Consider the following 20899-nt stretch of genomic DNA (forward strand, 5'->3'; position numbering starts at 1 on the left):
CCTACTCGGCCCGCACCAGGCGCGGGGGCTCGGCGAAGTGGCAGGCCGTGGGGTGGTCGGTGGCGTGCCCGGTGCCCGGGCGGAGCCCGAGGGCCGGGGGCTGCTCGGCGCAGACCTCCTGGGCCTTCGGGCAGCGGGTGCGGAAGCGGCAGCCCGACGGCGGGTCGGCCGGGCTCGGGACATCGCCCTCGAGGCGTATCCGCGCGCGCCGCACCGTGGGGTCCGGCACCGGCACCGACGACAGCAGCGCCTGCGTGTAGGGGTGGCTCGCCCGCGCGTAGATCTCCTCCGCCGTGCCGGTCTCGACGATCGAGCCCAGGTACATCACCGCGACGCGGTCGCAGAGGTGCCGCACGACGCCCAGGTCGTGGGCGATGAACAGGTAGGCCAGCCCGAACTCGCGCTGCAGGTCGGAGAGCAGGTTCAGCACCTGTGCCTGGATCGAGACGTCGAGGGCCGACACGGGCTCGTCGCACACGATCACCTTCGGCCGCAGCGCGAGCGCGCGGGCGATGCCGATGCGCTGACGCTGGCCCCCCGAGAACTGGTGCGGGTAGCGGCGGATGTGCTCGGGGTTGAGCCCGACCACCTCGAGCAGCTCCTGCACCCGCCGACGGCGGTCGCCCTTCGGCGCCACCTCCGGGTGGATGTCGAAGGGCTCGCCGACGATGTCGCCGACCGTGCGACGCGGGTTCAACGAGGTGTACGGGTCCTGCAGGACGATCTGCATGTCCCGTCGCCACGCCTTCAGGGCCGCGCCCCGCTTGGCGAAGAGGTCCTCGCCCTCGAACTGCGCCGTGCCGCTGGTCGGGGGGATCAGGCGCATGAGGACCTGGGCCAGCGTCGACTTCCCGCACCCCGACTCCCCGACCACGCCGAGCGTCTCGCCCGGCGCCAGGTCCAGCGAGACACCGTCGACCGCGCGCACGTGCCCGATCGTGCGGCGGAACAGCACGCCCCGCGTCACGGGGAAGTGCTTGACGAGGTCCCGGACGGAGAGCACCGGCTCCCTCATCCCGACACCACATCCTGCGTCGCGGGACGGTCCGGCCCCTCGGCCACGAACTGCTCGGCGAAGTGGCAGGCGGCCCGGTGATCCGGCGCGCCCACCTCCCGCAGGGGTGGCACCTCGTCGGTGCACACGTCCTGCGCGTACGCGCACCGCGGGTGGAACGGGCAGCCGTGCGGGATCGCCGACAGGCTCGGCGGCAGCCCGGGGATCGGCCGCAGCACGGCGCCCGCTCCCCCGACACCCGCGTCGTCCACGCGGGGCACCGAGTCCATCAGCCCGCGGGTGTACGGGTGCCCGGGGCGGGCGTAGAGCGTCGCGGCGTCGGCGTGCTCGACGATCCGCCCGGCGTACATCACCGCGATCCGGTCGGCGACCTCGGCGACCACGCCGAGGTCGTGGGTGATCAGGACGAGGCCCGTTCCCCGCTCGCGACGCAGCTCGTCGAGCAGCTCCATGATCTGCGCCTGCACCGTGACGTCGAGCGCGGTGGCGGGCTCGTCGGCGATGAGCAGCTCCGGGTCCAGCGCGAGCGCCATCGCGATCATGGCGCGCTGCCGCATGCCGCCGGAGAACTGGTGCGGGTACTCCTTCACGCGCTGCTTCGCGTTCGGGATGCGCACCAGGTCGAGCATCTCGGCGGCCCGGACCATCGCGTCCCGGCGGGACATGCCGCGCCGGAACCGGAACTGCTCGGCGATCTGGAAGCCGACGGAGTAGACGGGGTTCAGCGCCGACAGCGCGTCCTGGAAGATCATCGCCATCGACTCGCCGCGCAGCAGCCGCCGCCGTTCCTCGTCGGCGCCGAGCAGCTCCTCGCCGCGGAAGCGCACCGCGCCGCCGGTGATCCGCCCCGGCGGCGTGTCGAGGATTCCCATGATCGTCTGGGCGGTGACGCTCTTGCCCGAGCCGGACTCGCCCAGCACGGCCAGCGTCTCGCCCTCGTCGACGTGGCAGCTCACGCCGTTGAGCACCGACGCGGTCCCGCGGCCCCGGCCGAACTCGACGCGCAGGTCGTCGACCTCGAGGAGGTGCTCGTCCATCGCCGTCACCGTCCCCTCGGGTCGAAGGCGTCGCGGACGGCGTCGCCGAGCATGACGAACGCGAGCACCGCGACGACCAGGAAGGCGGCGGGGAAGAACAGCGCCTGCGGGATGTCCGCCACGCGCTCCTGCGCCTCGGAGATCATCACGCCCCAGGAGACGACCGGGTCGCGCAGGCCGATGCCCAGGAACGACAGCGCGGCCTCGGCGCCGATGAACACGCCGAACTGGATGGTCGCGAAGACCAGCACCGGCGCGAGGGTGTTCGGCAGGATGTGCCGCCCGACGATGCGCAGCGGGCCGGCACCGAGGGCGCGGGCGGCCTTCACGTAGTCCTGCTGGCTGATCTCCAGCGCCGCCGCCCGCATGATGCGCATGGCCAGCGGCCAGGACAGCACGACGATCGTGAGCACCACCTGGGTGACGATGCGGACCTCGCCGACGATCCGGCCGGGCTGGTTGAAGGTCGTGAGGATGACGATGCCGCCCAGGATGAAGGGCAGCCCGGCGAAGACCTCGCCGACCCGGGAGACCAGGCCGTCGACCCAGCTGCCGCGGTACCCGGCCACGAGACCGGCCATCGCCCCGACCAGCACCGTGCCCAGGCTGGCGAGCAGCCCCACGGTCAGGGTGGGGGCGGCCCCGTGGATCGCGCGGGCGTAGATGTCGCGCCCCTGCAGGTCCCGCCCGAGGACGGCGTCCGGCGAGGGGTCGGCCCCGGAGAGGGCGAGGTCGGCGACGCGGGGGTCGACCGAGGTGAACAGCGACGGCCACAGCGCCATCACCAGCAGCACGAGGATGAGCGTCGACGCGATCCAGAACAGCGGCCGCCGACGCAGCTGCGCCCAGCCGTCGACCCAGAGGCCGCCCCTCCCGGCGGACTCGTCGACCGCTGCCGCCTCGTCGGGCTCGGCGCCCCGCGCCCGCAGGGCCGGTGCGGTGTCAGTCATATCGGATCCTCGGGTCGAGCACGGCGTAGAGCAGGTCGACGACCAGGTTGGCGAGCAGGAAGACGATGACGAGCAGGGCGACGATGCCCACCACGGTGGCGATGTCCTGCTGCTGGATGCCGCGGAACACCAGCCCGCCGATGCCGCGGATGTTGAACACGCCCTCGGTGAGGATCGCCCCGCCCATGAGCGCCCCGACGTCGTAGCCCAGGAAGGTGACGACCGGGATCAGCGAGTTGCGCAGCATGTGCACCCCGACCACGCGACGCCGGGTCAGGCCCTTGGCGACCGCGGTGCGGACGAAGTCGGCGCGGCGGTTCTCCATGAGGCTCGTGCGGGTCAGGCGGGCGATGTAGGCCATCGACAGCGCGCCGAGCACGAGTCCCGGGACGAGCAGCTGGCCGATCGTCGGGTCGCCCGGGACCGACGGCCGGATCCAGCCGAGCTCCACCCCGAGGACCTGGCGCAGGACCAGGCCGGTCACGAAGACGGGCAGGGCGATGAGCACCAGGGTCGAGACGAGCACGAGGTTGTCGACGAACCCGCGCCCGCGCAGGCCGGTGAGCACCCCGGCGGCGATGCCGATGACGGCCTCGATGGCCACGGCGACCAGGGCCAGCTTGATCGTGATCGGGTACGCGTCGGCGATCAGCGTCGACACCTCGGTGCCCGAGAACGTCTGCCCGAAGTCGCCCGTGAGCAGGGCGCCCAGGTACTTGAGGTACTGGACGACCAGGGGGTCGTCGAGGTTGTAGCGCTCGGTCATCTCGGCGATGTACGCCGGCGAGCAGGCCCGCTGGCCGCACTTGCCGGCGAACGGGTCGTCGGAGATCCCCCAGACCAGGAAGTAGACGAGGAACGTCGTGCCGAGGAAGACGGGAACGAGTTGCAGCAGGCGCCGCGCGGTGTAGCGGCCCATGAGGGGGCGCCTCAGTCCTGCGGCGCGAGCTGGAACGACGTGGTGACCAGGCGGTCGAGCGGGTTGCGCTCACCCGAGACGAGCCGCTGCGAGTCGCCGTAGAGGATCGGGCGGGTGTAGATCGGGATGACGGGCATGTCCGCCAGGATCATCCGCTCCGCCTGCTGGTAGCCCGCGACCGCGGCCTCCCGGGTCGGGGCCTGGTCGGCCGCCGACAGCTGGGCGTCCACGGCCGGGTTGGAGTAGCCGCCGTCGTTCGAGGACGCCCCGGTGCGGTAGAGCTGCGTCAGGAACGTCTCCAGGTTCGGGTAGTCCCCGATCCACCCCGTCCGGAAGAGCCCGGTGAACCCCTGGCTGTTCGCCAGTCGGCGCAGCTCGGAGAACGACGGCACCGGGGTGTAGCGGGCGTCGATGCCGAGGTTCTGCCGCAGCTGGTTGGTCACCGCCTGCATCCACACGTCGTGCCCGCCGTCGGAGTTGGCGGTCAGCGTCAGCGGCCCCGGGAAGCCGCCCGCCTCGGCCAGGAGCTGCCGGGCGCGCTGCGGGTCGAACCGGCAGGCCACGCCGCACTGGTCGGGCAGGTAGCCCTCGGCGGCCGAAGTGGCCAGCCCGTCCATCGGGTTGTACACCCCGTTGAACAGCTGGTCGACGATCAACCGGCGGTCGATGGCCATGGAGAAGGCCTGACGGATCCGCGGGTCGGCGAAGCGCGGGTCGTAGAGCGGGAAGGTGAGCGTGGTGGTGCTCAGGCCCTCCTTGAGGTGGGCGCGGTCACCGAGGTCCTGGCGCCACCGGCCGCCGGAGAGGGCCGACGAGGGGATCGCCTTGACGTGGTCGAGGTTGCCGGACACGAGGTCGTCGTAGGCGGTCTGCAGCTCGCTGTAGACGCGGTACTCGAGCCGGGACACCGTGGGCTTGATGTCGCCGGCGTACTGGTCGTTGCGGACCAGCGTCAGGTTCTGGTTCGGCGTCCGCGCCTCGAAGCGGTACTCGCCGTTGCCGATGGGCCGCTCCTCCCAGGCCTGCTGGTTCTGGAAGAACGCGGTCGGCAGCGGGTAGTAGGCCGAGTACCCCAGGGTGGTCGGGAAGATCGTGAAGGGCTGCTCGAGCGTGACGGTGAAGGTCTGCGGGTCGACGACGCGCAGCCCGCTCATCGTCCGCGCCGTCGGCGCCTCGGTGCTGACCTCGTCGTAGCCCTGGATCTTCTCCATGAACGACTGGGCCTGGGCGGCGTTCGGGCCGTACGCCGTCCAGTTCCACGCGTCGACGTAGTTCTGGGCGGTCACCGGGGTGCCGTCGTGGAACGTCCAGCCGGGCTCGAGCCGGATCGTGAACGTCGTGTTGTCCGTGGTGTCGATCGCCGCCGCGGTCTCCAGCTCGGGGCGCGCCGTGTCGACGTCGTAGCGGACGAGGCCGGCGAACAGGGCGCCGATGACGTCGCCGCCGTTCTGCTCGGTGGTGTTCCCGGGGACGAGCGGGTTCTCCGGCTCGCCCCAGTCGAGCGTGACGGTCTCGGAGGACCGGTCGTCCCCTCCCCCGCCACAGGCGCTGGCGACCAGCACCACGGCCAGCAGCGCGGCCACGGTGGTGGCCAGGCGGCGCAGCGACAACGTTCCTCCTCGTGGTGTCGGGACTCCGGGTCCCTCGCGGGGGCCACGCTTCGGAGGCACGTGTTCACCGCGTGTGATCCGGCGCGGGAAACCTAGGGACAACCTGAGAAGTCGGCAAGACGTTCGCCCGTTGCCCACAGGACGACCGTCGAAACGTCATCTTCTCGTCAGGTGGAACCGGACGAAGGAGTCAGTTGAGGCCGTCGTCGCCGCGCTGGGTCGGGGGCGGCGGGACCCAGCGGTCGGCGCCGGCGAACGGGCTCGCGGTGAGGGGGCCGACGACGACGTCCGTGCGCTCGGCGGGCCCCACCAGCACGGACGCGGCCTGGAACAGCGGGACGGTGGGCAGCGCCGACCACAGCACGGGCTCGGCGAGGGCGAGCGCGGTGTCGGTGGAGACGGCGCCGGCCGAGGCGGCGTCGAGCAGGGACTGCAGTGCCGGGTCGCAGAAGCCGGTCGCGGTCAGGGCCTCCGAGGCCTGGGGGTCGGTGAGCTCCTCGAGGTACTCGGTGGTCTCCTCGGCGGCGTCCTCGGGGTCGGCCGGGGCGCCGTCGGCCGTCGGCGCGGAGGCGTCGGTCGACGTCGGCGCCGCACCGGTCGCCGAGGCCGCGGGCGCCGCGCTGGTCGGGGGCGAGGTGCTGGTGGGGGCGGCCGGGGTGCTGGGCGCGGCGGCGGTGGCGCCCGGGGCGGCCGGGGTCGCCGCGGCGGCCGCGAGGTCGACGGCGGGGTCGTCGCCGGTCTGACCGGAGGTGGACGGCGCGCGCCCACCGGGACAGCCGACCATCGACGCGAGGTCGGTCAGGGGGTCCTCCCCGATCGGCAGGGCCACGACGGTGATGTCGGCGACCGCGAGGTCCGACGGCGAGTTGGGCGTGGGCGGCACGGTCGTCGAGGTGGTGCTCGACGTGGTGCTCGACGCCGTGGTGCTGCCCGCCGGGAGGGGCACGCTGGGCGTGGTCGGCGTGGTCGGCGTGGTCGGCGTGGTCGGCGTGGTCGGTGTGGTCGGCGTCGTCGGGGTGACCGGGCGGGGTCCGGTGGTGGTCGTCGACACGGGCCCCCGTCCGGGCGGGAAGTCGGTGGTCCCGGCGTCGGCGACCACCACCGACGGGATGCCGGCGGCCCGCAGCTGCGTGCCCAGGGTGGCGACGAGGCGGCCGAACGGCGCCACCTGCGCCGGCGCGGCGAGCCGCAGGACGAGCGGGCGGCCGTCGCGGGTCCACGTGCCGTCCTCGCCGCGGGTGTAGCCGGCCTCGGTGAGCAGGCGCGCGGCCTCGCCGAGGTCGCGGCCCGCGGCCGGCGAGTCCGCGGGCAGGGTGGCGCGGTAGCCCGGCTGCGACGGGGCGCGGGAGAAGGCGTCGGCCGGGAGGTCCGCGGCGGGGCCGCCGTCGGTGCCCACCCTGCGCAGCGCGTCCCGGTCGATCGACGCCGCCACGGCCTGGCGGACCCGCAGGTCGGCCAGCGGTCCGTCGTCACTGCGCAGGGCGAGCTGCACGAGCGCGGGCTCCGGCAGGGTACGGACGGTCAGCTCGGAGCCGGCCGTGGCCAGGGCGGCGAGGTCGTCGGCGCCGGCGCGGAACTGCGTGGCCACCACGTCGCCGGAGCGCACCCGGTCGATGAGCGACGTGGCGTCGGCGGCCTGGAAGACGATCTCGTCGGGCACCGCGGGCGTGCCCCAGTAGCGGTCGTTGCGGGCCAGCGTGACCTGCCCGCGGATGCGGTCGACGACGCGCACCACGAACGGCCCCGCGGAGACCGGGATGCTGTCGGTCAGCGCGCCGCCCCACGAGCCCGGCGCGTCCTTGAGCAGGTGTGCCGGGAGCAGGTGGTCGAACAGCGTCGGCCACGCCGGGAAGGGACGGTCGAACACCACGTCGACGGCCTTGCCGCCCGCGCGGGAGCGGACGTCGCTGATCGCGCGGTATCCCGCGGCGCCGACGACGCCGGGCTGGCTGCGCATCTGCTGCCAGAGGTAGACGAAGTCCTCGGCCGCCACCGGGGCGTTGTCCGACCAGCTCGCCGCCGGGGCGATCTCGTAGGACACGGTGTACGGGTCGGTGTCGGTGACACGCGCGGAGGTCACCACGGTGGTGTCGAGGCGCGGCTCGCCGTCGGGTCCGGGGCGGAACGCCGAGGGCAGCACGAGCGAGGCCATCGCGCGGGCGGTCGGGGTGTCGTCGGCGACGCGGTGCGGGTTGAAGCCGACGCCGAGGTCGTCGACCCCCAGGCGCAGCTCGGTCGGGTCGGGCTCGAGCTGGGGCGTCGGGGCGGGTGCCGGGGTGGGCACCTGACCGACCACGGGCGGCGGGGCGCCGGAGCAACCCGCCAGGATCGCGAGGGCGAGCAGGAGGGCGGGGAGGACTCCGACGGCGCGCCGGGGACCACTCACAGCCTTCGTCCGGGCCCTTCTTCCTCGAGGATCGCCTGGGTCGTCCACGGCCGGGCGCCCCGGGAGGGGACCGCCCGTCCGGCGACCTCATCGTGGCACGGTCGCCGGGCGCACAACGCCGAGGGGTCTGGTCCCGGAGCGGAGCGCGAGGTTAGCCTCACCTTCGTGGGCAGGAAGAAGGACAAGGACTCCGGTGAGCCGAAGGCACCGAAGGTGCCGGGTCACCTCGCCGCGTACGCCCACGCCGCCCCGCTCACCGGCGCCAAGAAGATCAAGAAGCAGTGCTGCCGGTCCTCGCCCCGCTGCAAGGGCTGCCCCGTCCTGCTCATGCGCGCGGCACGGCTGGCCGACGCCGGCGTCAGCGGCAAGGACCTCAAGAAGGCGTTGAAGAAGGCCCGGGCTGCCTGAGCAGGTCCCCGAGGTCGGGCAGGACCGCGCGGTCGGCGTCCAGCCAGTCCAGGCCCTCGAGCTCCTCGGGGGCCACCCACCGCAACGCGTCGTGCTCGAGCGCCGTCGGCTCGCCGCCGGTGCGGCAGGCCCGGATCCGCAGCACGCGCTCGCCCGGCAGCGCCACCTCCGGACCGACCCGGTCGCCGACCACGACGTCCAGATCCAGCTCCTCACGCAGCTCGCGGGCCAGGGCGGCCGCCTCGTCCTCGCCGGGCTCGACCGCGCCGCCGGGCAGCTCCCACCGGCCCGCGGCCGCCGCCGGCCGGGTCCGTCGCGCCGCCAGCACCCGGCCGTCGCGCACGACGGCGGCCCCCACCACGATGCGCGCCACGTCGATCAGTGTGCGGCCCCCCGAGCCCGTGCCAGGATGCGGGTCATGGCCGATCTGCTGGACGAGGACGCGATCAGCGAGGCCCTCGGGCGCCTGCCCGGCTGGCAGCGCGAGGACGAGGCGACGATCGTCCGGTTCGCGAAGCTGCCGAGCTTCCGCGAGGCGATCGCGACGGTGGACGAGGTGGCCGACCTCGCCGAGGAGCACGACCACCACCCGGACATGGACATCCGCTTCAACAGCCTGAAGTTCAAGCTGTCGACGCACTCCGAGGGTGGCCTCACGGCGAAGGACACCGACCTCGCGGGGAAGATCTCGGCCGTCCTCGACCGACGCGGCGCCGACTGAGCGCCGCGCCGCCGGAGTCCCTGCGTTCCGGCCCCTTCGTCGCGGTCCTCGCCGCGACCGTCCTCGCCTTCGGCGGCTACGCGCTGATGCTGCCCGTGGTGCCGCTGCACGCCGCCGCGGGCGGGGCGTCGCCCGCCGCCGCGGGCGCGACCACCGGCGTCTTCATGGCCTCCACGGTCGCCGCGCAGCTCACGGTGCCGGCCGTCCTGCGCCGCATCGGACCGCGCGCCGGGCTCGTCGTCGGCGTACTGGCGCTCGGCGCGCCCGCGGTGCTGATGGTGGTCACCGCCGCCCTGCCGGTGCTCTTCGCGGTGGCGGTCGTGCGCGGGCTCGGGTTCGGCCTGGTGACGGTGACCGGTGCGGCCCTGGTCGCCGACCTCGCCCCGCCCGCGCGACGCGGGCGCGCCACCGGCCTCTACGGCCTCGCGGTCGGCCTGCCGCAGCTCGCCCTGCTCAGCGGCGGGGTGTGGGCCTACGAGGCGCTCGACGGCGCCTGGGTGCTGCTTGCGGGCGCGCTGCTGCCGGTGGCCGCGGCGCCGGCGTGCTGGCGCCTCCCGGGGCGCTCCGTGGCGGCGACGGACGGGACGCCGTCCCGGCGGGCGCTGCCGGCGGATGCGGTGACCGGGCCCTGGACCGCGATGGTGGTGTCGGCCGCCGCGGCCGGCGGGGTGATCACGGTGCTGCCGCTGTGGACCCCCGCGCCGGGGACGCCCGGGCTCGCAGGCGGCACGGTCGTCGCCGCCGTCGCCCTCGCCGTCCTCACCGCCGGCCAGCTCCTGGGGCGCGGGATCTCCGGGGAGATCGCGGACCGCGCGCGGCCCGCGGGTCCGGTGATCACGCTCGTGGGGCTCGGGGTCGTGGCCCTCGGCGCCGCCGTGGTGGGACTGGGCGGGACGAGCGCCGGCTGGGTCGTCCTCGCCGGTGCGGGGCTCGTCGGGCTGGGGTTCGGCGCGGTGCAGAACGACACCCTGCTCTCCCTGTTCGCCCGTGCCGGCCCCGAGCGGTCGAGCACCGCGAGCACGTGGTGGAACACCGCCTACGACGCCGGCACCGGCCTCGGTGCCGCCGCCCTCGCCGCGGTGCTCGGCGGCCTCAGCGGCGCGGCGGCGTTCGTCATCGCCGCCGGCGCGTGCCTCCTCGTCGCGCCCATCGCCGCCCGGCGGCCGCGCAGGGAGGGGACGCGGGCGAGGTGACGGTGCTTCGGTGACCGCAGCACCCGTGCATGTGCTCCGGGTGCTCGCGGGGTCTCGTCATCTGGCGCAGACTCGGGGCGCATGGAGGCGGTGGAATCGAGGAACGCGCTGCGCGGCGCCGTATACCGAGGCGACGGGGCGGTGATCGTCGCCGGGCTGGCGGCGCTCGATCGTTCACCCGGTGGACCTCGACGAGCTCGCCGGCGTCCTCGAAGGCGACCCAGTTGAGCTCCCGGTGCTGCGGCGGGACCGAGGTGACCTAGGTTCAAGATCGCATCGAGACGGACATGGCCTTGTCGTCATGGCCTCGTCGTCATCGTCTCGTCGTCGCTGGTGGGTGGTCGCCGGCGGCCTCCGCCGGGAAGTTCTTCATGATCCTCGACGGGCTGCCGTGGTTCACGCCCCCACCCTGGATCGACCCCGAACGACAACGAAGACCCGGCGGACGACCCCGCATCCCCACCCGATCACGATGACACTGCCGTCCTCACCCGACAGCGGCGCTACCGGATCACCCGGACGGACGCGAGTGGCACCCACGAGTGGCGGGAGGACACCTACTCGAGTGGTCTCCGCGGGCGTTCGGGCGAGTCCGCGTCGTCGCTGCTCACGGGCCCAGTGACGCTCGCGATGAGCGCGTGCCGGCCCGCGGCGGGTCGGCGTCCCGGTGACGGAGGCGGGCGTGCTCAAGAAGGTGCTGTTCTCGGCGCTGTTCGGCGCGGTGGTGATGATGGGCTCCGCGCAGGCGGGTTACCTCACGCCGTCCACGCTGCCCACGCCGTCGGGACAGGCGCCACCCCCCGCGCTCTCCGGCGTGGTCACGCCGGTCGTCCCCCCGCCTCTCGCTCCGGGCGCTCCGGCCGCCTCCGCGCCGCTTCCCGCCGGACCGGTGGGCGCGACCACGCCGGGCGCGGTCGGCCCGGTGGGCACCGCGGGCGGCACCGACGGGGGCGCGGCAGCATCCCGGTCGGCCGGGCAACCGACGCCCGAGGGCGCGTCCGGACGCGGCTCGGGCGGATCCGGCGGCTCTCCTGCCGGCTCCGGTGGCTCCGGCGACCCGGGCTCGTCCGGCGGATCGAGCGCGTCGGGCGGGTCCGGCTCGTCCACGAGCTCGGGTGGCTCCTCGGGCGGGTCGGGCTCGAGCGGCGCCTCGTCGAACGACGACGGCGGCGTGCGCGCCGGGGTGTGCGTCGAATGGCTGCTCGGGAAGTGCGTGCGCGTCGGGCTGGGGTGAGCGTCAGGACGTGGTGACGCGCTCCCGCGCCGACGGCGTGGCCGCACGCTCGGCGTCCCGCACCGCGGCGATCGTGTCGTCGAGCAGGGCGATCAGCATGCGGTCGCGGGCCGCGCTGTCGAGGTCGGCCACGCGGGCGGCCACCAGCAGGTGTGCGCAGGCGTGATTGACCGGGCCGACGTGCAGCAGCGTCGCCATCCGTCCGCCGCGCCCGTCCTCGCCGCGTCCGCGACGTCGGGGCCCGGCGGCCGCGCGCCGCTCGAGGCGGCGCAGCAGACGGGGGAAGAAGCGGTTACCGGGGTCGATGGCCAGGCCGGCGCGCGCGATGGTCTCGAGCACGATCGGCCGCACCTCGACCTCGGTGCTGCGCCCCAGCCCGATCAACGTCACCGCGCGGGTGGCGAGCTGCTGGCGTGCGGTGGACGAGACGGCGTCGTTGACCTGCCACGCGACGGCGGCGAGGGCGGGATGGGTGCACCGCGGGCGATCGGTGAACCGTTCGCCGGCGAGCACGGAGACGTACTCCATGAGGCAGCTGCCGGCCTCCGCATCGCGGTGGGCGCCGGCTTCGAGGACGGGCAGGCCCTCCGGAGGGCGTGTGGACGTCATGGGAAGCTCCCTTCCCGGCCCCGGGCCCTCTCGCCCGGTCGGATGGTCCCACCGTAGTCCGATTCCGCCGCCATGGCAGGGGGTCCGGACGAGCGAATCGGAGGACGGGCTCGCTCAGCGCTCCGAACCGATGACGGTGGTGGCGGTCAGAGCGGCGAGGACGGCGCCGACCGTCGGCGACACCAGCCGGCGGATGTCCTGGGAGACCCCGAGCGGGACGTGGTGGCCCATCGCGACGGCCCGCGCGCGCTTGGCGGCCAGGACGGGGTCCGCGGGGCTCAGGGCGCGGACGCGGCGCCCGTGGTGCAGCAGGACGACGAGCATCGCCACCGCCTCGTCGGGCTCCTCGCCGTCGAGCACGGCGCGGACGGCGGCCCGGTCGTGGTGCAGCGCGTCGACCTCGTGCACCCGCAGGGCGGAGCCGAACACCGGCATCGCGAGGTAGCCGAACACCCGCCGCGGTTCTCGGCCGGCCAGCCCGCGCTCGACCAGGCGGTCCATCGTCCGCCGGATCATCTGGGCGCCGCGGTTGCCGGTCACCGCGTGCTGCAGGTCGGACTTCGCGCCGCCGTGCGCGAGCAGGCTGTCGGCGACCCAGGAGAGCAGCGGGTCGTCGATCCCGACCGGCCCGCGGCGGTACGCGGTGCCCGCGTCCAGCAGGGACGCGTCGAGCAGCAGCTCCACCATCGCCGCGGCCACGAGCAGGCCCGCGGGCTCGGTGAGCGTGGACACGGGGCGGCCGTCGTCGTCGCCGAGGACCCACGCGACCCGCTCGGGCAGCGTCAGGTCCGCGGTCCGAGGCGACCACCGCTCCGAGCGCACGGCGACAGCCTAGGCAGGACCGTCCCCCACCCGAGCGAGCAGTCCCCGGACGGCAGCACACGGCGTCGAACGGTGCGCCCGGCCGGGTCAGGGATCTACGCCGAGCGGAGCGACCGCCCGTCGCGCCTGGTCACCGGCCCCCGTCGTACGCACCGACGGGGCAGACTCGACGCCCATGGACGAGCCCGGCACCACCACGCGCGTCACCTCCGCGGACGGGCCGACCGACGACCTCGAACGCGCGCGGACCGGCGACCGCGCGGCGTTCGACCGGCTCGTCGCCCCGCTGCGCCGCGAGCTGCACGCGCACTGCTACCGCATGCTCGGCTCGGTCCACGACGCCGACGACGCGCTGCAGGACGCGCTGCTGCGGGCGTGGCGCGGGATCGGGCGGTTCGAGAGCCGGCCGGGGCGGGGCTCGCTGCGCGCGTGGCTGCACACGGTGGCCACCAACGCGAGCCTCGACACCGTCGAGCGCCGCGGGCGGCGTGCCCTGCCCATGGACCTCGGGCCTGCGAGCGAGGGACCGACCGACGAGCCGCCGCGCACCGAGGTGGCCTGGCTGGGGCCCTACCCCGACGACCCGGACGCCACCGTCGCCGAGCGCGAGTCGGTCGAGCTGGCGTTCGTCGCCGCGCTCCAGCACCTGCCCGGCAACCAGCGGGCGGCCCTGCTGCTGACCGAGGTCCTCGGGTTCTCGGCGGCCGAGGTCGCGACGACGATGGCCACCACCACGGCGTCGGTGAACAGCGCGGTGCAGCGCGCCCGGGCGACGCTCGCCGCGAAGGTCACGGCGCCGAGCCAGCAGCGCACCCTGCGGGCGCTCTCGGACGCGGCGCTCGCCGCCACGGTCACGCGCTACGCCACCGCGCTCGAGGCGGGCGACGCCGACGCGCTGGTCGCGCTGCTCACCGCGGACGTCACCTGGGCGATGCCGCCCAGCGCGGCCTGGTTCCGCGGCACGGACGCCGTCACCGCGTTCCTGCGCGACGGGCCGCTGACCGTGCCGTGGCGCCACGTCCCGGCGCGCGCGAACGGCCAGCTCGCCGTCGGGTGCTACTCCTGGGACGCCGACGAGGAGGTCTGGCACGGCATGGTGCTCGACGTGCTCGCTCTCGCCCCGGACGGGCGGATCGCCGGGGTCACCGCGTTCATCGGCACGGAGCACGTGACGATGGCCGGCCTGCCCGCGACGCTGCCCGCGGGCACACCGCCCACCTGATCGTCACGGCAGGCCGGCGTGCGGCACGTCGACGCGGGTCGCGAGCAGCACGGCCTCACGGGCGTCCCGGCGCTCGTGCTCGGCGAACGACGGCGCGGCGCAGGCGTAGAGCGTGCGCCCGTCCTCGCCGCCGAGCATGCACGCGAACACCCCGATGCCTCCCGTCGAGCGCTCCTCGAGCACCTCGCCGCCCTCGCCCACCCGGAGGAGGCGCGCGTGCAGGGCGTCGGCGACCCAGATCGCGCCCTCGGCGTCGCCGGCGATCCCGTCGGGCGCGACGGCCAGCCCGCCGAGGGCCTCGTCGACGTCGGCCGTGGTCGGCGGCGGGGAGAACCGCGCCCAGTCCCGCCGGTGGGCGAGCCCGCCGTCGGCCGCCACGTCGAAGGCGGTGAGCCGGGCGCCGAAGGTCTCGGCGACCACGAGCACGCCGCCGCGCAGCACCATCCCGTTGGGGAACAGGAGGTCGTCGGCGATGGTCTGCGGGGTGCCGTCGGGGTCGATGTGGACCAGGGTCGTGGCGGCGATCGGCGCTCCGGCCATCAGGTCGAAGCCGAAGTTGCCGACGTAGGCGCCGCCGCGGTCGTCGACCACCATGTCGTTGAGCAGCGAGCCGACGAGCCCCGAGAGGTCGGCGTGCTCCACGAGCTCGCCGTCGCGCTCCCGGCGCAGGACGCGGCGCTCGCGCATGGAGACGATCAGCGCGCGCCCGTCGGGCAGGAACCCCAGGCCGGAGGGCTGGCCGGGGACCTCGGCCATCACCTCGTGGTGGCCCGCGTCGTCGATCGCGACGACCTTCCCGGTGTAGAAGTCCGAGACCCACAGCCGGCCCTCGTGCCACCGGGGGCACTCCAGGAACGACCACCCGTCCGACACCACGTCGACGTCCCGCTCACCCACGGCGCTCCTCCTCGAGCCCACGATCGTCCGCGCACGGTCGACCGCCCCGTCAGTGGGTGTCAAGACGGACCTGCACGGGATCTGCACAGGACGACCCCCGATCCCGACCATGGCCGCTCCTAGTCTCGCCGGCCATGGGCACCACCCGCCGCGTCCTCGTCGTCGAGGACGAACCCGTGATTAACGGCGCGGTCACCGACCGGCTCGCCGCCGCGGGCTACGACGTCGTCCGCGCCTTCGACGGCCCCGGCGCCGTCGCCGAGTTCCGGGCCAGCGAGCCCGACGTCGTCGTCCTCGACGTCATGCTGCCGGGACTCGACGGGCACGAGGTGTGCCGGCGCATCCAGGCCGAGCGGCCCGTTCCCGTGCTCATGCTGACCGCGGCCGACGACGAGGCCGACGTCCTCGTCGGGCTGGCGGTCGGTGCCGACGACTACCTGACCAAGCCCTTCCGCATGCGCGAGCTCGTCGCCCGCGTCGCCGCGCTGCTGCGCCGGGTCGAGCGCGCGACGGAGCTGGTCGCACCCGGCACGACCGACCTCGGCGGTCTGCGTATCGACGCCGGCGCGCGGCGGGTCTGGGCCGGCGACGACGAGGTGCACCTGACGCCCACCGAGTTCGACCTGCTGCTCCGCCTCGCCGCGAGCCCCGGCGTCGTCCTGACCCGCGAGCGCCTGCTCAGCGAGGTCTGGGACTGGCCCGGCGCGTCCGGCACCCGCACCGTCGACAGCCACGTCAAGGCGCTGCGCGCGAAGATCGGCACCGAGCGCGTGCGGACCGTGCACGGCGTCGGCTACGCGCTGGAGACGGGCCGGTGAGCGACACCGCCGGCCTCCGCGCGCTGGACCCGGTCCGATCGGTCAAGGTCAAGCTCGGGCTGCTGGTGGCCGCCAGCGTCGTGCTCGCGTCGGTCATCGCGACGATCGGGGCCGCCGGCGGGGTGCCGGTCGTGCTCTCGATCCCGGTGACGGTCGCCGTGGCGCTCGGCGTCACCCAGCTCCTCGCCGTCGGCATGACCTCGCCACTGCGCGAGATGACCGCCGCGGCCCGGCGCATGGCCACCGGCGACCACGCGGTGCGCGTCACCGCCACGTCGCGCGACGAGGTCGGCGAGCTGGCGCGGGCGTTCAACTCGATGGCCGAGGAGCTCGCCGGGGTCGACCGGCAGCGCCGCGAGCTCGTCGCCAACGTCAGCCACGAGCTGCGCACGCCGCTGGCCGCGCTGTGCGCCGTGCTGGAGAACCTCGCCGACGGCGTCGCCGACCCCGACCCGGCGACCCTGCGCGCCGCGCTGGACCAGGGCGAGCGCATGTCCGGGCTGGTCGGCGACCTGCTCGACCTCTCCCGCGTCGACGTCGGCAAGGCCCCGCTGGCCCGCCGGCCGGTCGCGGTGCGCCCGCTGCTCGACGCGGCCGTCGCCGAGGCCCGCGTGGGTGGCCGCGACGTCCGCCACGCCGTCCACGTCGACCCGGACGACCTGACCGTCGAGGGCGACCCCGCGCGGCTGCGCCAGCTCGTGGCGAACCTGCTCGACAACGCGGCGCGCCACAGCCCGCCGGGCGGCTGCGTCACGGTCGGGGCGCACACCGACGGTGACCGCTGGCACCTCGAGGTCCTCGACGAGGGCCCGGGCGTGGCTCCCGAGCACCGCGACCGGGCGTTCGAGCGCTTCGGCACGCTGCGCGAGGCCGGCGGCTCCGGGCACGCCGGCACCGGCCTCGGCCTCGCCATCGCCCGCTGGGTCACCGACCTCCACGACGGGTCGATCGGCTTCACCGACCCCGCGCCCGGCACGCACGGCGCCCGCGTCGTGGCCGATCTGCCGGTCGTGCCCACCCGAACCCGGCAGGAGGACACCGCCGTGCCCGAGACCCCGGTCGTCACCGCGCAGCCCGACCCGGCGCCCCCCGACACCGACCACCCGCCCGTCCCCTCCCTGACCGACGCGCTGTTCGGCGCGGCCTGGCCCGACCGCGCTGTCCCCGGCAACGTCCGGGTGCTCGCCGGCGCGCTCGGGGTGGGGGTGCTCGCCGGGGTGCTGCTGCCGTTCCGGGACCCGGGGCTCGCGACGTTCCTCGTCCTCCTCGCCGCGGCGGGCGTCCTGCTCGCCGCGAGCCGTCACCGCCGCGACCCGTTCACGCTGACCTGCGCCGGGCTCTCGCTCGCGCTGTCGAGCGTGGTGGTGCTCCGCGACGCCGAGTGGATCGTCGGGCTGTGCCTCCTCGCGGCCGCCGGGACCGGTGCCGTGGGCCTGGTCCGGGGGCGGCGCGTGCCGTCGTTCCTCGTCGCGGTGGCCGCGTGGCCGCTCGCCGCGCTGCGGGGCCTGCCGTGGCTCGGGCGCACGGCGCGGGCCCTGACGGGCCTGGGCAACGGGGCGGCGCTCCTGCGCACCGCGGTGTGGTCGATCCTCGGGGTGACGGTGTTCGCGCTGCTCTTCGCCTCGGCCGACGCGCTGTTCGCGGAATGGGTCGACGCGGTGGTGCCCGACCTCGGCTCGGAGGACGTGGCCGTCCGCGCGTTCGTCGCCGTGGCCGTCGGTGGGGTCGTGCTGTGCGGCGCCTACCTCGCGCTCAACCCGCCGCCGGCCGGGCAGATCGCCCGCCCCGCGCGCCCGGTCGCGCACCGCTTCGAGTGGCTCGCCCCGGTGCTCGTCGTCGACGCGGTGTTCGTCCTGTTCCTCGTCGCCCAGGTGACGGCGTTCTTCGGCGGGCACGAGCACCTCGAGCGCACCACCGGCCTGACCTACGCCGAGTACGTGCACCAGGGCTTCGGCCAGCTCACCCTGGCCACCCTGCTCACCCTGCTGGTCGTGTGGGCCGCGTCGCGCAAGGCGCCCCGGACGATGCGCGCCGACCGCGTCTGGTTGCGCGTCGCCCTCGGGGTGCTGTGCGCGGCGACGCTGGTCGTCGTCGCCTCGGCGCTGTACCGGATGTCCCTCTACGAGCAGGCCTACGGCCTGACCCGGGCGCGCCTGCTCGTCGCGGTGCTCGAGAGCTGGCTCGGGCTGCTCGTGCTCGCGGTGATCGCCGCCGCCCTCGCGCTGCGAGCCCGCTGGCTGCCCCGGTTCGGCCTGGTCAGCGGCGTCGTGCTGCTGCTGGGGCTGGCGATCGCGAACCCCGACGCCTGGGTGGCGCGGCAGAACCTCGACCGCTGGGCCGTCACCGGCACGATCGACTGGGAGTACCTGCGCGATCTCTCGGACGACGCCGTCCCCGCCCTCGACGGGCTGCCGAGGCCGCTGGCGGAGTGCGCGCTGCGGATCGACGAGCGCGAGGTCGACGACGCCCTGGCCTGGAACCTCGGGCGCACCCGTGCCGACGCCTACGTCGCGGCCCAGGGCGGCGGGGAGTGGCGGACCCGCACCGACTGCCCGGGACCGACGGCGAGCGGGTGAGCACGCGGAACACGCATCGACCTCGATCCCTCGACCGCCACAGTAGGTGCGGATCACATCACCGAACGCCAGACAGTGTCACTAAGCCTTGCGCTCTTCGAGCGAACAACGGGATCCGCCCTCTCGGAGGGCGGCCACAATCAGCGACAACGATGTCGACGACGGGAAACGACGATGGCTGCCACCGGACCGAACCTGATCGAGGAGTTCGCGAAGTACTTCAACTCGGGCGACCTGGACGGTCTCGTCTCCCTCTACGAGGGCGGGGCGGCCTTCATCCCGGAACCGGGCACGGTCCTGACCGACGCGGCGGGACTGCGGGCGGCGCTCCAGGCCTTCCTCGACACGAAGGGGACGGCCTCGATCGTCTCGACGACCGAGACCGTCAACGGTGACCTGGCCCTGACGCACAGCCACTGGCGCATCGACATCCCCGGCGGCGGGGTGCTCGAACACACCTCGGCCGAGGTGACCCGCCGCCAGGCCGACGGCACGTGGAGGTACGTGATCGACAACCCCTTCGGCGGCGCCGTCCTCGGGTGACTCGTAGGACGATCGGGTGGCTGCCGTCGCGAAGAGCCACCGCGGCTCGTGACACTGGGTGTGCACCGAGAGCCGAACGTGGAGATGCGCGATGACGAGTACCGAGACCCGACCCGCCCTGGCCGGGTTCCATCACTTCTCCGCCACCGTCAGCGACGTCGAGGCCAGCGCCGCCTGGTACGAGCGGGTCTTCGGGATGTCCCGCGTCCCGGCGCCGTTCCCGCACTACGGCGATCCCGACAGCGGCTACGGCGTGATCCTCCTCGACCCGGGCACGGGCCTCTGCATCGGTCTGCACCACCACCGCGACAACACCGGCGAGCCCGCCGACGAGCGGCGGTGCGGGCTCGACCACGTCGCCTTCCAGGTGCCGTCCCGCGGGGACCTCGAGGCCTGGGCGTCGTGGCTCGACGCGCTCGGCATCGCCCACTCCGGCGTCAACGACACCGACGACCCGATGCCGTACTCGGCGCTGATCTTCCGCGATCCCGACAACGTGCAGCTCGAGATCTTCCACATGGACGCACCGGGCTGACCGCGCCGGCCTATCGCCGGCGGGACGGACACCGTCCGCTCGGCGCTCACGCCCCGTCGAGCGCGGCTGCGACGTCCTCATCGGTGACCCCACGCCCGAGGCTGACGACCGGGAACCCGGACCGCTCGTCCACGCCGAACGTCCCCGGATCGTCGAGCTGCCCGAGTCCTCGCGCCGTCAACTCGGCGATCACAGCTGACAACGGCGGACCGCGCCTCGTCGCGATCTCCTGCGCCCGCCGGTGCACGGCGGGCGGGAGATCGACGACGGTCCTCACGTCCTCACCCCTAGGCGCACCAGCACCGGCGGACCGGGGCACCGACACCGCCGTCCCCCGCGCCTCCTATGCGGAATGCCGGACAGTAGCCGGAGGTTGATTGAACCGTGAAGCGCATCGGGTTCCTGTCGTTCGGGCACTGGTCGGCGTCGCCGCACTCGCAGGTGCGTTCGGCGCAGGACTCGCTCCTGCAGTCGATCGAGCTCGCCGTGGCCGCCGAGGAGCTGGGCGCCGACGGCGCCTACTTCCGGGTGCACCACTTCGCGCAGCAGCTCGCGTCGCCGTTCCCGCTGCTCGCCGCCGCCGGGGCGCGGACCCGCCGGATCGAGCTCGGCACGGGCGTGATCGACATGCGCTACGAGAACCCGCTGTACATGGCCGAGGACGCGGGCGCCGCCGACCTCATCTCCGGGGGCCGCCTCCAGCTGGGTATCAGCCGGGGCTCCCCCGAGCAGGTCGTCGACGGGTTCCGCTACTTCGGCCACGCGCCGGCCGAGGGCTCGACCGACGCCGACATGGCGCGCGAGCACACTCGCGTCCTCCTCGAGGTGCTGAAGGGCGAAGGCTTCGCCCAGCCCCACCCGCGGCCGATGTTCCCGAACCCACCGGGCCTGCTGCGCATCGAGCCGCACGCGCCCGGGCTGCGCGACCGCATCTGGTGGGGCGCGGGCAGTCGCGCGACCGCCGAGTGGGCCGGCGAGCAGGGCATGAACCTCATGAGCTCGACCCTGCTCACCGAGGACACCGGGGTGCCGTTCCACCAGCTGCAGGCCGAGCAGATCCAGCGGTTCCGTGACGCGTGGACGGCGGCCGGGCACGACCGCGAGCCGCGCGTCTCGGTCAGCCGTAGCATCTTCCCGATCGTCAGCGAGCTCGACCGCCAGCTGTTCTGGCGCGAGCGCCACTCGACCGACCAGGTCGGTCACCTCGACGGCGGCGACGCCCGGTTCGGCAGGACCTACGCGGGCGAGCCGGACAAGCTGATCGCCGAGCTGGCCGAGGACGAGGCCGTCGCCGCCGCGGACACGTTGCTGCTCACGGTGCCCAACCAGCTGGGCGTCGACTACAACGCCCACGTCGTCGAGAGCGTGCTGACCCACCTCGCCCCGGAACTCGGCTGGCGCTGA

General features: G+C 74.6%; 21 protein-coding genes. 10 read left to right on the forward strand and 11 right to left on the reverse strand.

Annotated elements, in window-relative coordinates; translation table 11 throughout:
* Nucleotide 1 precedes the first annotated feature (1 nt).
* The 6 genes from C8D89_RS16985 to C8D89_RS17010 form a co-directional block, all read right to left on the reverse strand.
* Nucleotides 2–1015, reverse strand: coding sequence for an ABC transporter ATP-binding protein (locus C8D89_RS16985; RefSeq protein ID WP_116709290.1), 1014 nt, complete (start codon nt 1013–1015; stop codon nt 2–4).
* Nucleotides 1012–2052: an ABC transporter ATP-binding protein gene (locus C8D89_RS16990; protein WP_116709363.1), complete on the reverse strand. Its 1041-nt coding sequence runs from the start codon at nt 2050–2052 to the stop codon at nt 1012–1014. Before C8D89_RS16990 ends, C8D89_RS16985 begins: the two co-directional genes overlap by 4 nt.
* A 5-nt stretch (nt 2053–2057) precedes the next feature.
* A complete protein-coding gene (locus tag C8D89_RS16995; protein WP_116709291.1) occupies nt 2058–3002 on the reverse strand; it encodes an ABC transporter permease in 945 nt (314 codons plus the stop codon).
* Nucleotides 2995–3921, reverse strand: a complete 927-nt coding sequence (locus C8D89_RS17000; protein ID WP_116709292.1) for an ABC transporter permease — start codon at nt 3919–3921, stop codon at nt 2995–2997. Before C8D89_RS17000 ends, C8D89_RS16995 begins: the two co-directional genes overlap by 8 nt.
* A gap of 11 nt (nt 3922–3932) precedes the next feature.
* A complete protein-coding gene (locus C8D89_RS17005) occupies nt 3933–5531 on the reverse strand; it encodes a peptide ABC transporter substrate-binding protein (protein ID WP_243418179.1) in 1599 nt (532 codons plus the stop codon).
* Nucleotides 5532–5721: 190 nt separating this feature from the next.
* A complete protein-coding gene (locus C8D89_RS17010; protein ID WP_116709293.1) occupies nt 5722–7917 on the reverse strand; it encodes an ABC transporter family substrate-binding protein in 2196 nt (731 codons plus the stop codon).
* 165 nt (nt 7918–8082) lie between these two features.
* Here C8D89_RS17010 and C8D89_RS17015 point away from each other — a divergent pair, with 165 nt between their 5' ends.
* Nucleotides 8083–8325, forward strand: coding sequence for a hypothetical protein (locus tag C8D89_RS17015; protein WP_116709294.1), 243 nt, complete (start codon nt 8083–8085; stop codon nt 8323–8325).
* Here C8D89_RS17015 and C8D89_RS17020 read toward each other — a convergent pair.
* Nucleotides 8291–8698 carry a (deoxy)nucleoside triphosphate pyrophosphohydrolase gene (locus C8D89_RS17020; protein ID WP_116709295.1) on the reverse strand — a complete coding sequence of 136 codons (408 nt, stop codon included), beginning with the start codon at nt 8696–8698 and terminating at the stop codon, nt 8291–8293. The genes C8D89_RS17015 and C8D89_RS17020 overlap by 35 nt on opposite strands.
* 45 nt (nt 8699–8743) lie before the next feature.
* On the opposite strand from C8D89_RS17020, the gene C8D89_RS17025 reads away from it, so the two are divergent.
* From C8D89_RS17025 to C8D89_RS17035, 3 genes are all read left to right on the forward strand, one after another.
* Nucleotides 8744–9046 carry a 4a-hydroxytetrahydrobiopterin dehydratase gene (locus C8D89_RS17025; protein ID WP_116709365.1) on the forward strand — a complete coding sequence of 101 codons (303 nt, stop codon included), beginning with the start codon at nt 8744–8746 and terminating at the stop codon, nt 9044–9046.
* A 20-nt stretch (nt 9047–9066) separates the two neighbouring features.
* Nucleotides 9067–10239 carry an MFS transporter gene (locus tag C8D89_RS17030; protein ID WP_243418197.1) on the forward strand — a complete coding sequence of 391 codons (1173 nt, stop codon included), beginning with the start codon at nt 9067–9069 and terminating at the stop codon, nt 10237–10239.
* A 667-nt stretch (nt 10240–10906) separates the two neighbouring features.
* Nucleotides 10907–11473, forward strand: a complete 567-nt coding sequence (locus C8D89_RS17035) for a hypothetical protein (protein ID WP_116709297.1) — start codon at nt 10907–10909, stop codon at nt 11471–11473.
* 3 nt (nt 11474–11476) lie between these two features.
* Here C8D89_RS17035 and C8D89_RS17040 read toward each other — a convergent pair whose 3' ends face one another.
* Together C8D89_RS17040 and C8D89_RS17045 are read right to left on the reverse strand one after the other, a co-directional pair.
* Nucleotides 11477–12082: a hypothetical protein gene (locus C8D89_RS17040; protein ID WP_116709298.1), complete on the reverse strand. Its 606-nt coding sequence runs from the start codon at nt 12080–12082 to the stop codon at nt 11477–11479.
* Nucleotides 12083–12196: 114 nt separating this feature from the next.
* Nucleotides 12197–12904, reverse strand: coding sequence for a GPP34 family phosphoprotein (locus tag C8D89_RS17045; RefSeq protein ID WP_116709299.1), 708 nt, complete (start codon nt 12902–12904; stop codon nt 12197–12199).
* A gap of 175 nt (nt 12905–13079) precedes the next feature.
* Between C8D89_RS17045 and C8D89_RS17050 the strand changes: the two genes are divergently transcribed.
* Nucleotides 13080–14126, forward strand: coding sequence for an RNA polymerase subunit sigma-70 (locus C8D89_RS17050; RefSeq protein WP_116709300.1), 1047 nt, complete (start codon nt 13080–13082; stop codon nt 14124–14126).
* Between the two features lie 3 nt (nt 14127–14129).
* On the opposite strand, the gene C8D89_RS17055 is transcribed toward C8D89_RS17050, so the two are convergent.
* On the reverse strand, nt 14130–15023 hold the full coding sequence (locus tag C8D89_RS17055; RefSeq protein ID WP_243418180.1) for an SMP-30/gluconolactonase/LRE family protein: 894 nt from the start codon (nt 15021–15023) through the stop codon (nt 14130–14132).
* Nucleotides 15024–15157: 134 nt separating this feature from the next.
* Between C8D89_RS17055 and C8D89_RS17060 the strand changes: the two genes are divergently transcribed.
* The 4 genes from C8D89_RS17060 (at nt 15158) to C8D89_RS17075 (ending at nt 19495) form a co-directional block, all read left to right on the forward strand.
* A complete protein-coding gene (locus C8D89_RS17060) occupies nt 15158–15841 on the forward strand; it encodes a response regulator transcription factor (protein WP_116709302.1) in 684 nt (227 codons plus the stop codon).
* Nucleotides 15838–18417 carry a DUF4153 domain-containing protein gene (locus C8D89_RS17065; protein WP_165825752.1) on the forward strand — a complete coding sequence of 860 codons (2580 nt, stop codon included), beginning with the start codon at nt 15838–15840 and terminating at the stop codon, nt 18415–18417. Before C8D89_RS17060 ends, C8D89_RS17065 begins: the two co-directional genes overlap by 4 nt.
* A gap of 174 nt (nt 18418–18591) precedes the next feature.
* Nucleotides 18592–18960 carry a YybH family protein gene (locus C8D89_RS17070; protein WP_116709303.1) on the forward strand — a complete coding sequence of 123 codons (369 nt, stop codon included), beginning with the start codon at nt 18592–18594 and terminating at the stop codon, nt 18958–18960.
* A 91-nt stretch (nt 18961–19051) separates the two neighbouring features.
* Nucleotides 19052–19495: a VOC family protein gene (locus C8D89_RS17075; RefSeq protein ID WP_116709304.1), complete on the forward strand. Its 444-nt coding sequence runs from the start codon at nt 19052–19054 to the stop codon at nt 19493–19495.
* A 46-nt stretch (nt 19496–19541) separates the two neighbouring features.
* On the opposite strand, the gene C8D89_RS17080 is transcribed toward C8D89_RS17075, so the two are convergent.
* A complete protein-coding gene (locus tag C8D89_RS17080) occupies nt 19542–19772 on the reverse strand; it encodes a hypothetical protein (protein ID WP_116709305.1) in 231 nt (76 codons plus the stop codon).
* Nucleotides 19773–19879: 107 nt separating this feature from the next.
* Here C8D89_RS17080 and C8D89_RS17085 point away from each other — a divergent pair, with 107 nt between their 5' ends.
* Nucleotides 19880–20899, forward strand: a complete 1020-nt coding sequence (locus C8D89_RS17085) for an LLM class flavin-dependent oxidoreductase (RefSeq protein WP_116709306.1) — start codon at nt 19880–19882, stop codon at nt 20897–20899.

This window comes from Actinomycetospora cinnamomea, assembly GCF_003096675.1.
GTDB classification, from domain to species: Bacteria; Actinomycetota; Actinomycetes; order Mycobacteriales; family Pseudonocardiaceae; genus Actinomycetospora; species Actinomycetospora cinnamomea.